Origin of the sequence: Adlercreutzia sp. ZJ154, from assembly GCF_011039055.1 — a bacterium.
Taxonomy (GTDB): domain Bacteria; phylum Actinomycetota; class Coriobacteriia; order Coriobacteriales; family Eggerthellaceae; genus Adlercreutzia_A.
The window spans coordinates 1-17738 of record NZ_JAAKEF010000013.1; the positions used below are offsets into that span (position 1 = coordinate 1).

Annotated in this window: 14 protein-coding genes; 4 read left to right on the forward strand and 10 right to left on the reverse strand. The window is 47.3% G+C overall.

Annotation, left to right across the window (positions count from 1 at the left end):
- Positions 1–134: 134 nt before the first annotated feature.
- Complete coding sequence (locus G7Y37_RS06015; RefSeq protein ID WP_165062575.1) at positions 135–296, reverse strand: hypothetical protein; 162 nt, start codon at positions 294–296, stop codon at positions 135–137.
- A 1075-nt stretch (positions 297–1371) separates the two neighbouring features.
- Here G7Y37_RS06015 and G7Y37_RS06020 point away from each other — a divergent pair.
- Positions 1372–2232 (forward strand): ZIP family metal transporter, encoded by an 861-nt coding sequence (locus G7Y37_RS06020; RefSeq protein ID WP_241156037.1) that lies wholly within the window; start codon positions 1372–1374, stop codon positions 2230–2232.
- A gap of 155 nt (positions 2233–2387) precedes the next feature.
- Here G7Y37_RS06020 and G7Y37_RS06025 read toward each other — a convergent pair whose 3' ends face one another.
- From G7Y37_RS06025 to G7Y37_RS06035, 3 genes are read right to left on the reverse strand one after another with little or no spacing between them, the layout of a single operon-like run.
- Complete coding sequence (locus G7Y37_RS06025; protein WP_241156040.1) at positions 2388–2918, reverse strand: HipA domain-containing protein; 531 nt, start codon at positions 2916–2918, stop codon at positions 2388–2390.
- 30 nt (positions 2919–2948) lie between these two features.
- Positions 2949–3374, reverse strand: coding sequence for a helix-turn-helix domain-containing protein (locus G7Y37_RS06030; RefSeq protein WP_165062577.1), 426 nt, complete (start codon positions 3372–3374; stop codon positions 2949–2951).
- A 49-nt stretch (positions 3375–3423) separates the two neighbouring features.
- Positions 3424–3942 (reverse strand): MGMT family protein, encoded by a 519-nt coding sequence (locus G7Y37_RS06035; protein ID WP_370514606.1) that lies wholly within the window; start codon positions 3940–3942, stop codon positions 3424–3426.
- A gap of 23 nt (positions 3943–3965) precedes the next feature.
- Here G7Y37_RS06035 and hemH point away from each other — a divergent pair, with 23 nt between their 5' ends.
- Together hemH and G7Y37_RS06045 are read left to right on the forward strand one after the other, a co-directional pair.
- Positions 3966–4952: a ferrochelatase gene (gene hemH / locus G7Y37_RS06040; protein ID WP_165062578.1), complete on the forward strand. Its 987-nt coding sequence runs from the start codon at positions 3966–3968 to the stop codon at positions 4950–4952.
- 2 nt (positions 4953–4954) lie between these two features.
- Positions 4955–5233 carry a hypothetical protein gene (locus G7Y37_RS06045; RefSeq protein ID WP_165062579.1) on the forward strand — a complete coding sequence of 93 codons (279 nt, stop codon included), beginning with the start codon at positions 4955–4957 and terminating at the stop codon, positions 5231–5233.
- Between the two features lie 84 nt (positions 5234–5317).
- Here G7Y37_RS06045 and G7Y37_RS06050 read toward each other — a convergent pair whose 3' ends face one another.
- The 3 genes from G7Y37_RS06050 to G7Y37_RS06060 form a co-directional block, all read right to left on the reverse strand.
- Positions 5318–5641 (reverse strand): helix-turn-helix transcriptional regulator, encoded by a 324-nt coding sequence (locus G7Y37_RS06050; RefSeq protein WP_165062580.1) that lies wholly within the window; start codon positions 5639–5641, stop codon positions 5318–5320.
- Between the two features lie 142 nt (positions 5642–5783).
- A complete protein-coding gene (gene mnmA / locus G7Y37_RS06055) occupies positions 5784–6902 on the reverse strand; it encodes a tRNA 2-thiouridine(34) synthase MnmA (protein ID WP_206214114.1) in 1119 nt (372 codons plus the stop codon).
- Positions 6903–6917: 15 nt separating this feature from the next.
- Complete coding sequence (locus tag G7Y37_RS06060; RefSeq protein ID WP_165062581.1) at positions 6918–8585, reverse strand: polyphosphate--AMP phosphotransferase; 1668 nt, start codon at positions 8583–8585, stop codon at positions 6918–6920.
- Between the two features lie 173 nt (positions 8586–8758).
- Here G7Y37_RS06060 and ppk1 point away from each other — a divergent pair, with 173 nt between their 5' ends.
- Complete coding sequence (gene ppk1 / locus G7Y37_RS06065) at positions 8759–11419, forward strand: polyphosphate kinase 1 (RefSeq protein WP_165062582.1); 2661 nt, start codon at positions 8759–8761, stop codon at positions 11417–11419.
- Positions 11420–11514: 95 nt separating this feature from the next.
- Here ppk1 and glmM read toward each other — a convergent pair whose 3' ends face one another.
- From glmM to G7Y37_RS06080, 3 genes are read right to left on the reverse strand one after another with little or no spacing between them, the layout of a single operon-like run.
- Positions 11515–12882, reverse strand: coding sequence for a phosphoglucosamine mutase (gene glmM, locus G7Y37_RS06070; protein ID WP_165062583.1), 1368 nt, complete (start codon positions 12880–12882; stop codon positions 11515–11517).
- 1 nt (position 12883) lies between these two features.
- Positions 12884–13324: a phosphoribosyl-ATP diphosphatase gene (hisE, locus tag G7Y37_RS06075; protein ID WP_165062584.1), complete on the reverse strand. Its 441-nt coding sequence runs from the start codon at positions 13322–13324 to the stop codon at positions 12884–12886.
- Positions 13317–17738 (reverse strand): DNA-directed RNA polymerase subunit beta', encoded by a 4422-nt coding sequence (locus G7Y37_RS06080; RefSeq protein ID WP_165062585.1) that lies wholly within the window; start codon positions 17736–17738, stop codon positions 13317–13319. The genes hisE and G7Y37_RS06080 overlap by 8 nt, the downstream gene beginning before the upstream one ends.

Sequence of the window (17738 nt, forward strand, 5' to 3'; positions counted from 1 at the left end):
TGGTAAACACGTCTGAAATTGGAGGCAAGCAACGATGGGTTATCGCCTAGCCTGTCCGGCCAGACAGGCTAGGCGATTATTTGTCCTTGACAAGAAAACTGGTCATATGAATGTTCTACTCATATTAAAGGCAGCTATATGCTTCTCTCGTTCTGATGCTGCTTTAAATATGCAACCTGTTCAGAGATGCTCTTACTTTGGTCATGAAGAACAAGCGTAATCAGATAATATGGAGCATGTTTTTCGTAGACTCCGAAGTCGCCGGATTCATCTATGAACACGCTTAAATCTGCCATATGCTCCTTATACATTAAAATGGCGGGGAAATATCCCCGCCTTAGGGTGGACCAGGGTCTTTCGACCAGCCCAGAATATGTTTAGTTTATACCATGTTTTCAGTGAAACTTCAATCTCTTGGAATCTGTTTGAATCATTGTGTATCTGAATTGACCGATTGCCGTCGAAATTACTTTTATAAACTAGATACGTATGCAAATGACTTGGAAGAGCGCGTGGTTCGCAATCACGAGGTCGTGGGTTCGATCCCCATATGCTCCACCAGGAACCTCAAGGGCTTCGGGTTATCTCGGAGCCCTTTTTCGCGCCAGCCAACTTCCTTTGCGGCATTGGCACGCCGCGGCATCGACGATGTGGCGCAATACGAGCCGTGCATCATGGGCAAGCGGACGACTCGCTAGACTCAAGCGCCGTGGCTTATGGCAGATGCGCGTCCGCTGGGTAGCAGATAGAATACGAAAGCCCCGGAAGGGGTGATTCCTCACCGTTCGGGGGCTTTTGTGCTTAATATGGTAACTGCGGACGCTATTTGATGTCAATGATCTCTCGATCACGATTTATAAACCACAAACGCTTGACGGCTTTGACGTGTGGGTATAACTTGCGCAGCTGCCTTTCGATTTCGGCATCGGACGCACCTTTCATCCTCTGGGAGTCAAGTAGCCATCTCGTGCTCCTGGATGTTGAGATTGGACGGTGCGGTTATTTTCCCTTGGCGCTTGGTCATGCGATTGATTATACGACTGCCGACAAGAGCACTTTGAGAGGCTATGCGGGCATCGAAGGAAATCGCATCCATTTCCCGGGACTCTTCTTCTGCAACTTCGCCTAAACCGCAATTCACAACCCACGTCCCATCAATGAACGAAGGGCGATTCCTATACGCAACCCACTTGTCGCCATAAGCAACAATTTCGCTTTTCCCAAGAACAATGTTTTCACAAGAGCAAAGTTTCTCTAGTATGTGATAAACAACACAAACCTATCGCGCTATACTCTGCAATCTAAATAACCATCCAAACACTCGCGAACACATACTCCGCGAGCAGTCAAATTAGGAAGGAATAGCGCGCGATGATAGACCCGTTTTGGTTCGTCACCATTGTGACGTTGCTTTCCGGCGCAGGCGGTACGGGTATCGGCGGGCTTATAGGCGCGCTGTTCAAGAACGGATCGAACCGCACCATCAGTCTGCTTTTAGCATTCGCTGGTGGTGTTATGACCGCCATGGTGTGCTTCGAGCTATTAGCTGAGGGCGTTGAAGCTGCAAACCAGCTCTTCAATATGGGAGTCTTGCTTGTTGTTGTTTCCGTAGCGTTTGGCGTTGCAGTTGTATACGCGCTCAACTACATTATCGACCGGCGCACCGTTCGGGAAGTGCAGCACACGGCGAATGAAGGTCATCCTCAGGCACATGACGACATCGATGAACTCGTGCATGCCGATCACTATGCTGAGCACAAGCGTGCGGGCGATTCGCGTGGATCGCTCGTAGTGGCTGGCATTGTTATGGCATGCGCAATTGCGTTACATAATGTCCCAGAAGGTATGACAATTGGCGCAGGGTTTGTCATCTCGGATAATCTCATGCTCGGTACAGGCATGATCATGGCCGTCCTTATCGGTCTGCATAACATTCCCGAGGGCATGGCTGTCTCGGTGCCTCTTATCAGCGGCGGTATGAGTAGGCTGCGTGCGGTTCTGCTCACTGCGCTATGCGGTCTGCCAACGCTCTTCGGTGCGTGGCTTGGCTTGTGGCTTGGCGACATAGGACCACTCGGTCTTACCATTAGTTTGGGATTTGCATCGGGCGCGATGCTATACGTCGTATTCGGCGAAATTCTGCCCGAGGCATATCTCATGTACCGCTCACGCATTCCAGCATTCTCTTTTCTTGTTGGTCTTATGCTTGGTCTATTCATGATATTTAGCTAGCGAACGCTAAGACAGTTTCTAAGCCAGAAGGGGTTCTTAGCTAAACTATAGATTCTTAAGTATTCATATTACCTGTTCGGGTAGATCAGGCAGCTTACGCGACGCTACACCCTTTTGCGCAAATCGCATAACAAACTGCTTTGAGGCCTTTAAGTCTACTTTAAAAGACTGCTGCTCTGACTAATGGTGACGCCTATTTCGTCTGCCCTCTGCGCCGCAAGACCGGCTCTTTCCGCGAACTCGGACCAACTCTCCGCAATATCAACCATACGATCGATCCGCGCATACGGATCCGAGATACTGAAGCGCTCGGCCAACCGAAGCAAATCGCTGCGATCTATTCCCGTGAACTTTCCGTTAACAGACAAGAAATGCTGGGACAACCAAGGATTGTTCTCTGCATACGCATAAGTCAGGTCGTAAGCAGGAGCAAGCTGCCAGCTGCCCCCTTCTGGAAGCAAAAACGACCAGTTCTTCGTATGGTCATCGTTGTTGGTCATACACACATTGAACACCACTCTGTCAAAAAGCTCATCGAGAGCATCCAAGTCAAGCCCCAAGTCAATTGCAACCTCGAACAGCTGCACAGTACTGAACGTACCTACCATATTGAAATCGAGGTTAGCAAGCACACACAGATGGCTTGAACTCCAGCGCACCCACTCGTTTGCCCCAGCAGATAACATCGATCCCAAAAACAGGCTTATACGCCATAGCTACTCCGCCTTTGTACTTCCCTGTGCACCCTTGGATCTTGCGCGCTTCCTTTGCTTTCCATATTGCCTCAATTGAATCGGACTGATGGGTGTGGCAGGCGCGATCAGATCAAGCTGTTCCTCTATGCCAAGCACCTTCATCACCTTAATGAGCGTCAAGAGACGCGAGCCGTCACCTCTCTCGAGCTTTGCTATGGTCGCTTGCGTCAACCCCGAACGAGACGCGACCTCGTCTTGCGTCATATTCATATCGAGGCGATGCCTCTTCAGGCGCTGACCAAGCGTCGTTTCCCAATCCTGTGCATTTCTTTTCATAATGTTAATCTTAATATTTCTATGGTTTATTAAGTATATATAACTATACCATATAATTTTATTATGTTTATTGTGCATATCTATTGTTGCTTCAATGCTGACATGTTCCATATTCAGCCCGTACACGCAAAGTTGGTGAAAGTGATTAGCGCTTTCTTTCTTAGAGATCTTCCCCTAGCTCAGCCTTCCAATCGAAATCTGCGGGCGGCATAACGGGAAGTGAGCCGTCTTCTTCAATTCCATCGCGTCCGTTCCACTGGCACTTCTCCATATCGACGTGGGTATCATCAACAAAGATCACGCCCTCAGCCTCAAGCATCTTTTTCTGCTCGTTCGGTCCACCGAAGACGTAGCCCTCGCACAGCGCACCATCTTTAAATACCACGCGGTGACAGGGGATATCTTCTGGTCCTGTGCCGGGACGCGGGTTCGAATGCATGGCGAATCCGACGAAGCGTGACTTGCGCGGCTGCCCGATGAGCCGCGCGATCTGACCGTAACTAGCCACCTTCCCACGCGGAATACGAGACGTTATATTATAGACTTTGTCCGAGAAGTCGCCCACTACACACTCTCCGATCCCAGACGCACTGACCGAGACATTCCCCACAAGACACAACACGCAAATGCCTACTACATGATACCATCCTATTATCGACGGAAAACAATCTCTACCCAACAGACCAATCTGCAAGGAGATGCATGGACAAGCTTGGCATACTCATAGCAAACACTGGCAGCCCCAGCGCTCCCACGCCAGATGCCGTCCGCATCTACCTGCGCGAGTTTTTGAACGACCCGAGAATCCGCCCTATGAACCCGATTCTGTGGAAGGCGATTCTTGGTGCGTTTATATTGCCGAAACGTTCAGTAGCGTCAGCCGAGAAATACCAGAGCATCTGGACTACTCAGGGGTCCCCTTTGTCTGCAAGTATGGCTTCTCTTGCCCGCAAGCTTGAGAACAATCTGGACGAATGTATTGTCAAGGAAACTATGAGCTACGGCTCGCCCTCTATGCCAGACACACTTCGCGAACTGCGCGATGCCGGCTGCGATCAGCTTATAGCAATACCCCTCTACCCGCAAAGCGCGTATTCCACCACAGGGGTTGTCAAAGACAAGCTCAATGCTGCGCTCGCCAAACTGAACTGGAACCCAAAGCTAACATTTGTTGAGAATTATTGGGAGCAGGAAGCTTATCTGGATGCTGTAGCCAACTCCGTACTAGCCGCCGGATTCTCCAAAAACGATAAGCTGATGATAGCTTTCCATTCCATTCCCATGCGCGACGTTGCCGCAGGTGACACATACGCCGAACAGGCAAAAGTCACAGCAGCCGAAATCGCCAACAGGCTATATCTCGCACCTGATTGCTGGCGCATCGGGTTCCAATGTCGCTTCGACAGTCGCAAGTGGGTAGGCCCTTTCACTACCGAAGCACTACAGCACCTACAAAAGAGCGTCGGGAAACTCTTCGTAGTGGCTCCGAACTTCTCAATTGATTGTCTCGAAACACTCCACGACATAGAAGTAACTCTCAGGCAGAATTACCTCAGAATCAACCAAGACGCAAGCCCTGACAGTTTCGTGTATGTGCCGTGTCTGAACGACTCCGATGCCCATGTACATATCTTAAAAACGCTCATATACCCCCAAGAATATAAAATACACAACGAACGAATGGAATAGCAATGGCAGAAGTTTCATTAACAAGACAATTCATAGGTCAAGCTAGATTAGTACGGCTTCTGCTTTGGCGCGTAGGAGATTCTACAGATATAGACGTGTGTTTTAGCACAGCACGGGAAGCATCTATGCTAACTGAAGACGACGAATCATTCCTGCGTGCATGCTTAAAAGCCGAAGAATGCCAGCGAACCGACAACAAACAACTTACAGAAATTGACCAGTCCACAATTAAGCGTCTGCGCCGCTGCGCCGACAAGCTTAACCGCGCAGATGCCGCCTAAGCGCTATGGCTTTATCTGGCACAAAATTTCCCAACCAGAAAGCTAAACACCGTACAAACAATTAATTAATCAGATCGGTATTCATTATTCGTTACGTTTTTCCAACACATACTTATCACGAATATCAATTACTTCTTGCTTAGAATTCACACCAAGCTTGCGATACATATGATAGTAATGAGACTTAACCGTATTCTTTGAAATGAACAGCTTATCAGCGATTACAGACATAGTATGACCTGCAAGCAATAGATGTAATATTTCTTGCTCGCGCTTTGAAAGGTCATAATCTTCCGCAATTAGGGCTTCTATTTCGAAAGGAATTATATTCTTATTGCTATTTTCAGATTCAGCGCTGCCCTCTGCCCCTGTCACTTTATGCGATTTATCAACCAGCTCTTCGGGCATAAAATCTGCTTTCGAACATGAAGCAGGGGCTCACAATGCTCTACTCATATCGTCTTGTTTCAAATCGTGCTTGTTGTAATAAGCTTGTTGCGATAACTTACAAATTGGTTTCCAGTCAATAAATTAATCTTTCTATACACCCTTAATTCTTGTTACAGCAAACACCGCCACCAACAACGCAATCTCCAACATAAAACACAATTGACTGCCCGGGCGCAGTACGAATATGGGGCGCGTCATAGTGAACATGCGCCGTTCTATCTTTCGCAATCTCTATACGCGCCGCCACTGGGGCTTGCCTATATCCCGCCTTAACTTCACCAACAAATGCTCTCTCAGTGTAATTGCCAGAAATTATGTTCACATCACTAAGATAAGCTTCACTCTCAAACAGTGCGCTTTGCGGCGCAACAACAAGCTGATTGTTGGCTAAGTTCTTTTCCAAAACATATAACGGCTCTTTGCTTGCAATACCTATACCGCGCCGCTGTCCAATCGTGTAATTTATAAGACCGTTGTGGCATCCAAGTTTTTTGCCTTCAATGTCCACTATATCGCCCTGCTGAAATAGCGAATCGCGCCCGTTTAATTCCTTATATCGCTCAATAAAATCTTTATAGTTTCCATTTGGTATAAAACAAATGTCTTGGCTTTCGCTTTTATCTGCGTTATTGAACCTTTGTTCATGAGCAATTTCTCTAACTTGATTCTTAGTTAAATGACCAATGGGAAACAACATATGAGAAAGGTCGTCTTGAGTTAAGTGGTACAACACATAACTCTGATCTTTGGTCTTGTCGGTGGCGCGCAAAAGTTGCCATTTCCCCGTTGCTTCATCAAAATGCCGGCGCGCATAATGACCTGTTGCCACATAAGTAGCTCCCAGCTCCCGCCGTCGCTGCTGCAAAGCCTCAAACTTGAGATACCTATTGCAATCAATACACGGATTCGGAGTTAATCCCGAGATATACGCATCACAAAACCTGTCTACAACGTCGTGCCTGAAATGCTTTTTCATGTTGAATACAAAATGCTCAATACCAAGCTTTGCGCAGGCATTACGAACGTCCATAACATCATCAAGCGAACAACAACCAGATTCTATATCTTCTCCAATTAATTGATCGTCAAACAACTTCATTGTAGCGCCCGCAGTCTTATAGCCCTCTTCGAGAAGAAGAAATGCGGCAACTGTGCTATCCACGCCGCCGCTCATTGCCATAAGCACATCTGCTATTGGTACAAGATCATAATTGCTCATATTGGTTTGACACCACTAATTAAGTCTCTCCTCTAATGCGCCAACTATTATTCGCAGCGCCTTTACGCGAGCATAGCGCTTATCGTCGCTTTCCAGCACCGTCCACGGCGCATAACTTGTACTTGTTAGACGGAACATGTCATCTATTGCGCTTTTGTATTGCGGATACTTTTCGCGGTTACGCCAATCGTCAGGCGTTATTTTCCACTGCTTTGCAGGGTCTGCCGCCCTAGCCTCAAAACGCGCTAGCTGCTCTTCGGGGCTTACATCCACCCAAAACTTCAACAAAATTGCGCCCCAATCAACCAGATCGTGTTCAAACTCGTTTATTTCATCGTATCCGGCAGCCCATGCATCTGGCGGCGTTATTTCCTCTACTCGCTCAACTAGCACGCGCCCATACCACGAACGATCGTACATTCCCACATGCCCTGCCTTCGGAAGACGAGTCCAATAGCGCCACAAGTGCGGATGCGCCAATTCGGGCTTTGTAGGCGCGGGACTTGGGAATATAGTGTAGGCACGCGCATCTAAAGCCTGAGCAACGCGCTTAATGTTGCCACCTTTACCCGCTGCATCCCATCCCTCGTACATTAAAATTAACGGAATACGCGCCTGAAACATAAGGTTTTCAAGTTTGAACAGCTTAGACTGCAAGTGCTTTAGCTCTTTTTTGTATTCGCTCTGAGGTAGCACTAAATTATGCTTCATGGTGTCTACTGTTGGATGATTTGCCACTATTTCGAAACGGGACTGCGCCGGCGCAAACGAATGTTGAGCTATAGCAATCGCTTCAGCATCTTTTTGGTTGGCATCATTTTCTTCATATTGCGCACCTGCTGATTGCGCATCCATTGCAGCTTTAGTTTTCGTTTTCAGCGCTTCTGTTTGCTCCGCCGCTTTATTTGCAGCCTCTTGTTTGCGGGCAAGTGCATTCTCTAGTGCATCTACTAAAGTACGCGCAATTAGCAAATTTGCACTTCGCTTATCTTCGCCATTCACCAACACCCATGGCGCAAAATCGTAATTCGATCCTTCTAGAAGCCTATCGTATAGCTTATAGGCGCTCTCATAATCTTTCACACTTGCCAGCTTTTTATCAGGCACACGCCAACGAGTAGCTTTATCGTCATACAATCTATCAAGGCGTTTCTTTTGTGCCTTTTTCGACACATGTACAAAGAATTTCACGACCACATAACCATCGCGCGTCAGTTGACGCTCAAAGTCGCTTATAGACTCTAGATAATGCCGTGTGCCACCCTGCGGAAGCAACAATTCAGCCTCTGATTTCGCCATCATTAGCTGCATTGCCTTTGTATACCAGCCGCGATCATAAAATGTGATATGCCCGCGCTCGCCTAGCGCTTTCCAATATTCCTGCATCATAGGGAAAAAGCCAGAAACACCCTTATTATGTCCCGCAAAATCTTTCACTTCCTGAGAATTAATATCGGGAGAAACATACACACTGGTTGCACGTGCATCTAAATTGTACATAAGGTCAGATATGCGTGAGCCTTTTCCGGCACCATTCCAACCTTCGAACAGCACCACTAACCCAGCCCCTTCTGCAACTGCACGCTGTTGCAAAACCACAAGTTTATCCATTAATTCATCATGAGCATCCTTATATTGCTGCTTATCAGGCTGCGGCATGTTGAAATCTACTGTATCAAGCATGAGTACTCCTTCCATTTTGCGCTAAACATATTAGCATTCAGGTTCCGCACAATTCGGGCAGGAGTGTCTACTTATTTATGTATACACCTTTTTCTGATGCTCAATTTGCCGATTTCTGACGGCATGACGTTATACTTGTAGATATACACAAAAATCTAAATGGAGGCTTCAAAATGAGTGAAGATGGCAAGTCACTATATGTAACAGCGCCCTATCTGCAAAACCGTGAGCTTTCATGGCTAGAATTTAACAAAAGAGTTCTAGACCAAGGGATTGACGATACCGTACCGCTGCTAGAAAGACTTAGCTTCATAAGTATTTTTTGGAGCAATCTGCAAGAGTTTTTCATGGTGCGCGTTGGCAGTCTTACCGACCTTTCACTTTTGAAAAAGACAATAATTGATCAAAAGTCAGGAATGACACCGGCAGAACAATTAAGCGCCATATATAAAAGATGCCACGAGTTATACCCCTACTACGAAGATTGCTTCAATAAACTTCAGCAATTGTTGCTCCAAGAAGGCATACTGAATGTTGAAAACCACGAAATTGACGAAGAGCAACGCGCTTTTCTGGATGAGCATTTTCAAAATAACATTATGCCGTTTTTGTCTCCACAGATAATAAATGCTCACCATCCATTTCCGCATTTGGAAAATGGCGCATTGTATGTAGTGGTACGGCTTGACGAACACGGAAGTAAGAAGAAAAGCAAGACAGAAAAGGGTGGCGCAGAAGGCGTTACACTTGGCATAATTCCACTACCGCGTCAATGCGAACGCATCGTGAAATTGCCGGGTGCGGGATGTCAGTTCATGTTGCTAGAGTCGATTATAGAAATGAATGCTGCCGCAATTTTCAACATGTACAAGGTGAAGCACACAAACGTCATCTGCGTTACGCGCAATGCCGATTTAGATGCTGCCGAAGGCAGTGAAGAGCAGGGTGAAGATTATCGCGAGCAGATGAAGCGCATCCTAAAGAGGCGCGCTAGGTTGGCTCCTGTGCGTCTGGAAAGCCACCGCGAATTGTCTACAACGGTGAAGCGCGAATTACTAGAGCGCTTGCAACTAAAAAGCTATCAAACGTTTGTGTCGGCTGTGCCGCTAGACATGAGTTATGTTTATGATTTGCGCAAATACATTGATAGCCAGAAACTCAGCCAACTTACATATGAGCCGTTTACGCCTGCATGGCCTGCTTGCTTAGACCGCAAACGCTCTGTAATCAACCAAATTGTCGAGCGCGATATATTGGTTTCGTATCCATATGAAAGTATGGATTCGCTAGATATGTTGTTGCGCGAAGCGGCAGTTGATCCTGCAGTTGTTTCCATAAAGATAACGCTATACAGACTGGCAAAACAGTCGCGAATGGCAGAAGCGCTTATAGCCGCGGCTGAAGCAGGTAAAGAAGTAACCGCCGTATTCGAACTGCGCGCACGTTTCGACGAATCGAACAATATAGAGTGGTCGCAGCGCTTTGAACAAGCTGGATGTAAAGTGTTATACGGCTTCCGTGAATTAAAAGTGCATTCAAAAATATGCTGCATAACTCGTCAAACTCCAGATGGATTACAGCATATTACGCAACTTGGCACCGGCAATTACAACGAGAAAACCGCTGCGCTCTACACTGACTTCTCTTTCATGACAGCCGATCCTCAAATCGGCGAAGACGCTACAATGTTCTTCCGCAACTTAGCCCTAGAGTGCTTAAGCGACGAGTATAAAACCTTATGGGTAGCGCCCCTAATGATAAAACAGCATATTTTAGACGGCATAGACGAGCAGATAGAACGCCACAAACAAGGATTGCCAAGTGGGCTATTTTTCAAGACCAATTCAATAACCGATTTGGAAGTAATTGAAAAAATAGTTGAAGCTTCACAGGCAGGCGTGAAATGCACTCTGCTGGTTAGAGGCATATCATGCATCGTACCCGGACTTGCCGACTACACTGGAAATGTTTGCGTAGTAAGCATAGTTGGTCGTCTTTTAGAGCACAGCCGCATTTATTGCTTCGGACCGCTAGATGCAGATGCGCGCATTTATATGTCTAGTGCCGATCTTATGACGCGCAATATGGACAAACGAGTTGAGATAGCTTGGCCCATTACTAACGAGCGTCTGCGCCAAGAAGTTATAGGTTATATTGGCACATGCATGGCTGATACTGCAAAATTACGCGACCTGCTACCCAACAAAGAATATACTCCTTTGCGCTTCTTTGCACCCGAAGACCCGCAAACTGGAATGCCGGTTTTATTCGATGCGCAAGCATTCCTTATAGGAGAAGCACAAAAGATGAATTTGGCTGCAGCCGAGTTAGATGCGTTTGCTAGAGCATCCAGTATTGCAGATAGCCCATGCATGACTGCACGGCAACACCAATCGAAAAAGAAAAAGAAATTAAAGCCGGAAGATTTGCCAGCAATAGAAACAACAGCACCAATAGTGCCTAACCTACAAGATGCGCCCGTCTCCTCTGCCCAAACGAAAACTATCCCCGTTTCGCCCAAAGAGCAGGAGCAGGAACAGAAGCAAGAGCAAGCGTTTGGCTACGGAATGAAATCGCCCAATAAACAGGCGAACTCTACACAAGCTGCAACCACTATGCCTATAGATGCAGAGTTGCTTCAAAAGCTAGTTGATAATACTCCGCGCCCCGAGCCTGTTGCGAAAGCTGTAGCGCGCCATGCAAAGGCGGCACACGACAAAGATAAAGTGCTTTATAATTCGCCGGAAACTTTCTTCGAGAAACCACAGGAAGACAATCAGATTGTTATTCCAGCTGAAAAGACAGGCTTCTTTAGCAGATTATTCGGCAAATAGAACACTAGCTTTCCACATTAATAATCGAAGGAGGGTGAAGTGAAGGCTGCGTAGCTTCCGAGCGTAACCCTCCTTCGATTATTTATACATCAACATTAAACCGCACGAACCGCCTGAGCAACTTGTTCAGCTATGCGCTTTGCAACCGACTCGTCTGCGGCCTCTACCATGACACGCACAACAGGTTCAGTACCGCTAGGACGCAGCAGCACTCGCCCATTGTCACCAAGTTCATCCTCAGCAATTTTCACAGCCGCAGCAACACTTTCATCTGCGCTAACAGCATGTTTATCAGCAACATTAACGTTGATTAGTTCCTGAGGAAATTTTTTCATAACGCTGACAGCTTCTTCAAAAGTACCACCAATGCGTTTTACAGCTGCAAGGAATTGTACTGCTGTCATAAGCCCATCGCCAGTGGAGTTGTGCTCAAGCAATATCATATGCCCCGACTGTTCGCCACCAATAGAGTACCCATTAGTGCGCATCTCTTCTAGCACATACCTATCGCCAACTTTTGTTTGAATGACATCTATACCTGCGTCGCGCATTGCATGAACGAAGCCAAGATTACACATAACTGTACTAACCACTGTATTTTTGGCAAGAGCGCCTCGACGCTTCATATCTAGCGCTATAACCGCTTCTACAATATCGCCATCTATTTCGATACCTTTAGGCGTAACCATCATAACTCGGTCGGCATCTCCATCATGTGCAATGCCAATGTCAGCACCTGTGTTGCGTACAAGCTGCTTGATCGGCTCTAAATGCGTAGATCCGCATTCAACATTTATATCGGTACCATCGTAATCATCGTTAATGACTATTACATCGGCACCAAGACGCTCAAGCGCAACAGGGCTCGTAAGAGAAGAGGCACCATGACCCGTATCAAGAGCAATAGTCATGCCTTCAAAATTAATCCCCTGCTTTTCAATAGAGCGCACTGCATGATCGATATAAATATCGCATGCATTTTCAACTTCTATAGCCACGCCTAACTCAGATCCTGACGGCATAGCCGCATCAGGGCTTCCTTCAGCGCACGCAACTGTAATTTCGCCTTCAAGACCACCAGAAGTGATGAACTGCTCTATTTCGTCTTCCAATGCATCGGGCAACTTAAAGCCTTTTGCGTCGAAAAGTTTAATGCCGTTATACTCCGGAGGATTATGAGATGCAGAAATAACAGCACCACCTGCAGCATTAAGCTCTCGCACTAGAAGTGCCACGCCCGGTGTAGGAATAACGCCGGCTAGCAATGCACTACCCCCAGCGCTTGTTATGCCTGCTACCATAGCCGCTTCAAGCATATCACCAGAAAGGCGCGTATCCTTGCCGACAACTATTGTCTTTCCTAAAAACTTAACAGCCGCCTGACCTAAATAATAGGCGATCTTATTAGTAAGTTCGACGTTAGCAACGCCTCGTACACCGTCGGTTCCAAATAACCTTGCCATACTATTTCCCTCGCTTAATATGACCCTCAACAAGACGAGCTGCCCCACTAGGTCGCTCTTCGTCGGTCATGCGCTCGTTCAATTCCGCTGCAAATTCATCCATAGATATATTGAAGCGCGAAAGCAAAACCATTAGATGATACACAATATCAGCTGTCTCATAACGCAAATGATCCACAGCAAAGTCAATTATAGCCTCATCATTAGAATACACATTAAGCATCTCAGCTTCCTTGGCAGCAAGCCCCGCTTCTGCCGCTTCCTCAGATACTTTCTTGCATAAATCGTCCAATTTCCCTTGAAGCAGTATTCGTGTATAGCTGCTTTCCCGGCCTTCGCTTTTACGCGACTCTATGGTGGCAGCCAGACAATCAAGTGCCGCCCCTATCTGAGATAAGGGCGGCACCTCGCCTTCGGCAATATATATCTTGCTACTATTCATTATCGCCTTCATTATCGGCATCAGTATTGTTAGCTTCAGCTTCGACATCGGTTATGCCAAATCCAAGCCCTTCAACAGCCCCGAGCAGCGCATCAAGCTCTTCAAGGTTTCGCTGATAACTGCGCGGCGGCAAAGCCTCGCCTAGCATTTCTTCGCCTTCATTGTTGAAACGCGGCGGCTCATCTCCGCCTATCAGAATAGTATCGTCAGGGCTAAACACCATGTCTAGCAGCTGCGACATATCATCGCTTGTGGCAGACAGGTCATCTTCTATCACGTGCATAAGCCCGCGCTCTTCTAGACCCTCTTTCAATTCCTCAATAGCCTTAACGCCTATTCCCTCTATGCGCAGAAGATCATCTTCAGTATGACCCAAAAGATCGGCAACTGTTTCTATACCAGCCTCGCTAAACTTATTAGCCCAGCGCTGAGACACTCCCAAATCGTCAAATATATAAAGACGCGCCTGCTCGTCGGTCAGATTATGTCTGCGACTACCCATGCTTAAAGCATTCAGATAGCTACCGTAGCTGCCTGTAGTGTTAAAGAAACCATCGCCATCTAAAGACCAATCTTGAGGATGCGGCAGTAAGTCTTCTATTTCACGAAGCGCCTCTGGAGCATATTCTGGCAAAACATCGCCATCTGCTGATTCAACAGGTTGCCCCTTATATGTAATTCCCACATTGCGATAACGCGTAAGTCCGGTACCAGCAGGTATGGGTTTGCCAATAATTACATTCTCTTTTAAGCCAGCCAAATGATCGGTCTTGCCCTCTATGGCAGCGTCGGTTAGAACCTTGGTAGTTTCTTGGAACGATGCAGCTGACAACCACGAATCAGTTGCCAGTGATGCCTTTGTAATACCGAGCAGAAGCGGCTGACCTATAGGCGGCTCTTTGCCTTCCGCAATAAGATCGTTTGCGACTTTCTCAAATTCAAAACGATTAACTTGTCCGCCCGGCAATAGGTTAGAATCGCCCGCATCTAATACCGCTACCTTGCGAAGCATCTGGCGCGCAATAACTTCGATATGCTTGTCGTTAATATCAACGCCTTGGCTTACATAAACACCTTGAACCTGTCCGACAATATAGCGAAGCGTGGTATTCGGGTCGGTCAAACGCAGCAAGTCGTGCGGATTAATAGAACCCTTTGTAAGCTGCTGCCCTATATGAACTTCACAACCATCTACCACACCGGGCATCATAGTAACGCGCGCTGATACTACGTATTCGCGCAGATTACCCTCTTGGTCATGGATGGTAAGCACCTTAGATGACTTATCGCCACCTATTTGCAAAGTGCCGGATATTTCCGCAAGCACAGCCTGACCCTTAGGCTTACGCGCTTCGAAAAGCTCTTGAACACGGGGAAGACCATGGGTGATGTCTTCACCAGCAACGCCGCCGGTGTGGAACGTGCGCATCGTTAGCTGCGTACCGGGCTCACCAATAGACTGCGCAGCAATAATGCCGACAGCAGTACCTATGTTAACTGGACGACCAGTTGCCAAATCCCAACCATAGCATTTCTGGCAAACGCCATGTTCAGCATGGCAAGTCATTATTGTGCGAATTATAACTTCTGTGATACCAGCGCTTTGCATATTGCGAAGCTGCTGCATGGAAGTTATATAGTCGCCAGCATCCATCAAAACTTCGCCATTTTTGCCAGTAACAGGTTCTAATATACAACGCCCAATCAGGTTCTCGTCAAGTTCGCCCTTTTCAGTCTCTAGCGCATAAGGTACGCCCTCATGAGTATGGCAGTCTATTTCGCGAACAATAACATCTTGCGCAACGTCAACCAGACGGCGAGTCAGATAACCAGAGTCGGCAGTACGAAGCGCCGTGTCAGCCAAACCCTTACGAGCGCCATGCGTAGAAATAAAGTACTCCAACACCGACAAGCCTTCGCGGAAGTTTGCCTTAATAGGACGGTCAATAATTTCGCCTTTCGGGTCAGACATAAGACCACGCATACCAGCCAACTGACGAATCTGCTTGATATTACCGCGGGCACCCGAGAAAGCCATCATGTAAATAGGATTAAACTTGTCAAAGTTTTCAGCCATGGCATCGCCAACTTCTTCGTTGGCTTCATTCCAAATGTCCACAACCTGCTTATGACGTTCCTCGTCGCTAACAAGACCTAGTTCGTAGTCTTCATCTATGGCAGCTACCTTAGCATCAGCCTTCGCAAGTATTTCACCTTTGTTAGGCGGGATAGTAGCGTCGTACACCGATACGGTAACACCAGCACGTGTGGCGTAGTGGAAACCAGCATCTTTCAAACCATCCAAAATTGGAGGCAACTCAGAAAGTTCATAGGTGTTGCAAACATCCTCTACCAGACGGCTAATTTCCTTCTTGTTCATTTCGTAGTTTAAGAAAGCATAATCTGGCGGCAGAACATCATTGAAAATAATGCGTCCAACTGTGGTTTCTATACGATCGCCTGCCTTGTGTTCCTCATAAACGCCATAGCTAGTAGCAACTTGGCAAGGTACACGAAGACGCACTTTAATCTTAGCCTGCAAATCTAGGTCGGCACGCGCATCGTATGCACGCATTGCATCATCTATGTCGGTAAATACGCGCCCTTCGCCCTCAAAGCCATCACGTGCAGCTGTCAGGTAATACAAACCGATAATCATGTCCTGCGTAGGTACAGTAAGCGGGCGACCGTGTGCCGGAGACTTTATGTTGTTTGAAGACAGCATAAGAACGCGAGCCTCAGCCTGCGCCTCGGCACCAAGCGGCACATGTACAGCCATTTGGTCGCCGTCGAAGTCGGCATTAAAAGCAGTACAAACAAGCGGGTGCAGACGAATTGCTTTACCTTCAACAAGCACTGGCTCGAAAGCCTGAATGCCCAAGCGGTGCAGGGTTGGTGCGCGGTTCAAAAGTACCGGATGATCTGCGATAACTTCCTCAAGCACGTCCCATACGCGGCTTGCTCCGCGATCTACCTTGCGCTTCGCATCTTTAATATTGTTCGCATATTCAAGCTCAACCAAACGCTTTATAACAAAAGGCTTGAACAGCTCTAATGCCATCTGACTAGGCAGACCACATTGATGCAGTTTCAGCTGCGGACCAACAACAATAACCGAACGACCTGAATAGTCAACGCGCTTACCCAACAAGTTCTGGCGGAAACGACCTTGCTTGCCCTTCAGCATATCGCTAATCGACTTCAACGGACGATTACCGGGACCTGTAACCGGGCGACCACGACGACCGTTATCAAACAAACTGTCAACCGCTTCCTGCAGCATGCGCTTTTCGTTGTTAACGATAATTTCAGGTGCACCCAAATCGAGCAGACGCTTCAAACGATTGTTGCGGTTAATTACACGACGATATAAATCGTTTAGGTCTGAAGTAGCGAAACGACCACCATCCAACTGCACCATTGGACGCAGATCGGGCGGTATAACCGGCACTACATCCAAAATCATATCGGTGGGGCTATTGTCGCTCTTCAGGAACGCATCTACCACCTTCAAGCGTTTTGTAGCCTTAACGCGCTTTTGACCCTTACCGGTGCTTATAACTTCGCGCAACTCTTCTGCCGTGGCTTCCAAATCTATCTGATCTAGCAAATCGCGGACAGCCTCAGCGCCCATGCCGCCAGTAAAGTAATCGCTATAGTTCGCGCGCATTTCGCGATAAAGAGCCTCATCTGGCACAAGCTGCTTTGGCTCTATACGCATAAATTCATCTAGCGCATCGGCACGCAGCGCCTTGCGCTCGTTAAATTCTTCGTAAATGTCGGCAATTTCTTGATTAACCTCTTCGGGGGTTAAACGATCGTCATCGTCGGCATAATCGATAAAATCGTCATCCTCGGGTACATAGTCGGTAGAAAGCTTACGTGTAGCCTCTATCAACCTGTCGCGCTCAGCGTCAATTTCCTCTAAGTCAGCCGCAAGTTCATCACGCAGCTCATCTGCATCTTCTTCGCGCGCTTCCTTATCTACACTAGTAATAATTGAGCTAGCGAAATAAAGGACCTTCTCCAATTCCTTCGGCGGAATGTCTAGAAGATAACCTAGACGCGAAGGGGACCCTTTGAAATACCAGATATGACTTACCGGCGCTGCCAGTTCTATATGACCCATGCGTTCGCGGCGAACCTTTGAACGCGTAACTTCAACACCGCAGCGTTCGCAAACAATGCCGCGGAAACGAACGCGCTTATATTTACCGCACGCGCATTCCCAGTCTTTCGTGGGACCAAATATCTTTTCGCAGTAAAGACCATCTTTTTCAGGCTTCAAAGTACGATAGTTAATAGTCTCTGGCTTTTTAACTTCACCACGCGACCAGCTACGTACATCTTCAGCACTTGCAAGGGATATGCGAAGCGCATCGAAATTGCGCACATCGTATTCGGTGTTCGCCAT

Excerpts from the sequence above, each read along its gene's own strand:
- G7Y37_RS06060 (WP_165062581.1), bottom strand. The coding sequence starts at position 8,585 with ATGCTTGATACAGTAGATTTCAACATGCCGCAGCCTGATAAGCAGCAA.
- G7Y37_RS06025 (WP_241156040.1), bottom strand. The coding sequence starts at position 2,918 with ATGTTATCTGCTGGGGCAAACGAGTGGGTGCGCTGGAGTTCAAGCCAT.
- glmM (WP_165062583.1), bottom strand. The coding sequence starts at position 12,882 with ATGGCAAGGTTATTTGGAACCGACGGTGTACGAGGCGTTGCTAACGTC.
- G7Y37_RS06050 (WP_165062580.1), bottom strand. The coding sequence starts at position 5,641 with ATGCCCGAAGAGCTGGTTGATAAATCGCATAAAGTGACAGGGGCAGAG.
- hisE (WP_165062584.1), bottom strand. The coding sequence starts at position 13,324 with ATGAATAGTAGCAAGATATATATTGCCGAAGGCGAGGTGCCGCCCTTA.
- G7Y37_RS06045 (WP_165062579.1), top strand. The coding sequence starts at position 4,955 with ATGGCAGAAGTTTCATTAACAAGACAATTCATAGGTCAAGCTAGATTA.
- mnmA (WP_206214114.1), bottom strand. The coding sequence starts at position 6,902 with ATGAGCAATTATGATCTTGTACCAATAGCAGATGTGCTTATGGCAATG.
- G7Y37_RS06030 (WP_165062577.1), bottom strand. The coding sequence starts at position 3,374 with ATGGAACATGTCAGCATTGAAGCAACAATAGATATGCACAATAAACAT.
- G7Y37_RS06015 (WP_165062575.1), bottom strand. The coding sequence starts at position 296 with ATGGCAGATTTAAGCGTGTTCATAGATGAATCCGGCGACTTCGGAGTC.
- G7Y37_RS06020 (WP_241156037.1), top strand. The coding sequence starts at position 1,372 with ATGATAGACCCGTTTTGGTTCGTCACCATTGTGACGTTGCTTTCCGGC.
- hemH (WP_165062578.1), top strand. The coding sequence starts at position 3,966 with ATGGACAAGCTTGGCATACTCATAGCAAACACTGGCAGCCCCAGCGCT.
- ppk1 (WP_165062582.1), top strand. The coding sequence starts at position 8,759 with ATGAGTGAAGATGGCAAGTCACTATATGTAACAGCGCCCTATCTGCAA.
- G7Y37_RS06080 (WP_165062585.1), bottom strand. The coding sequence starts at position 17,738 with ATGGCGAACACCGAATACGATGTGCGCAATTTCGATGCGCTTCGCATA.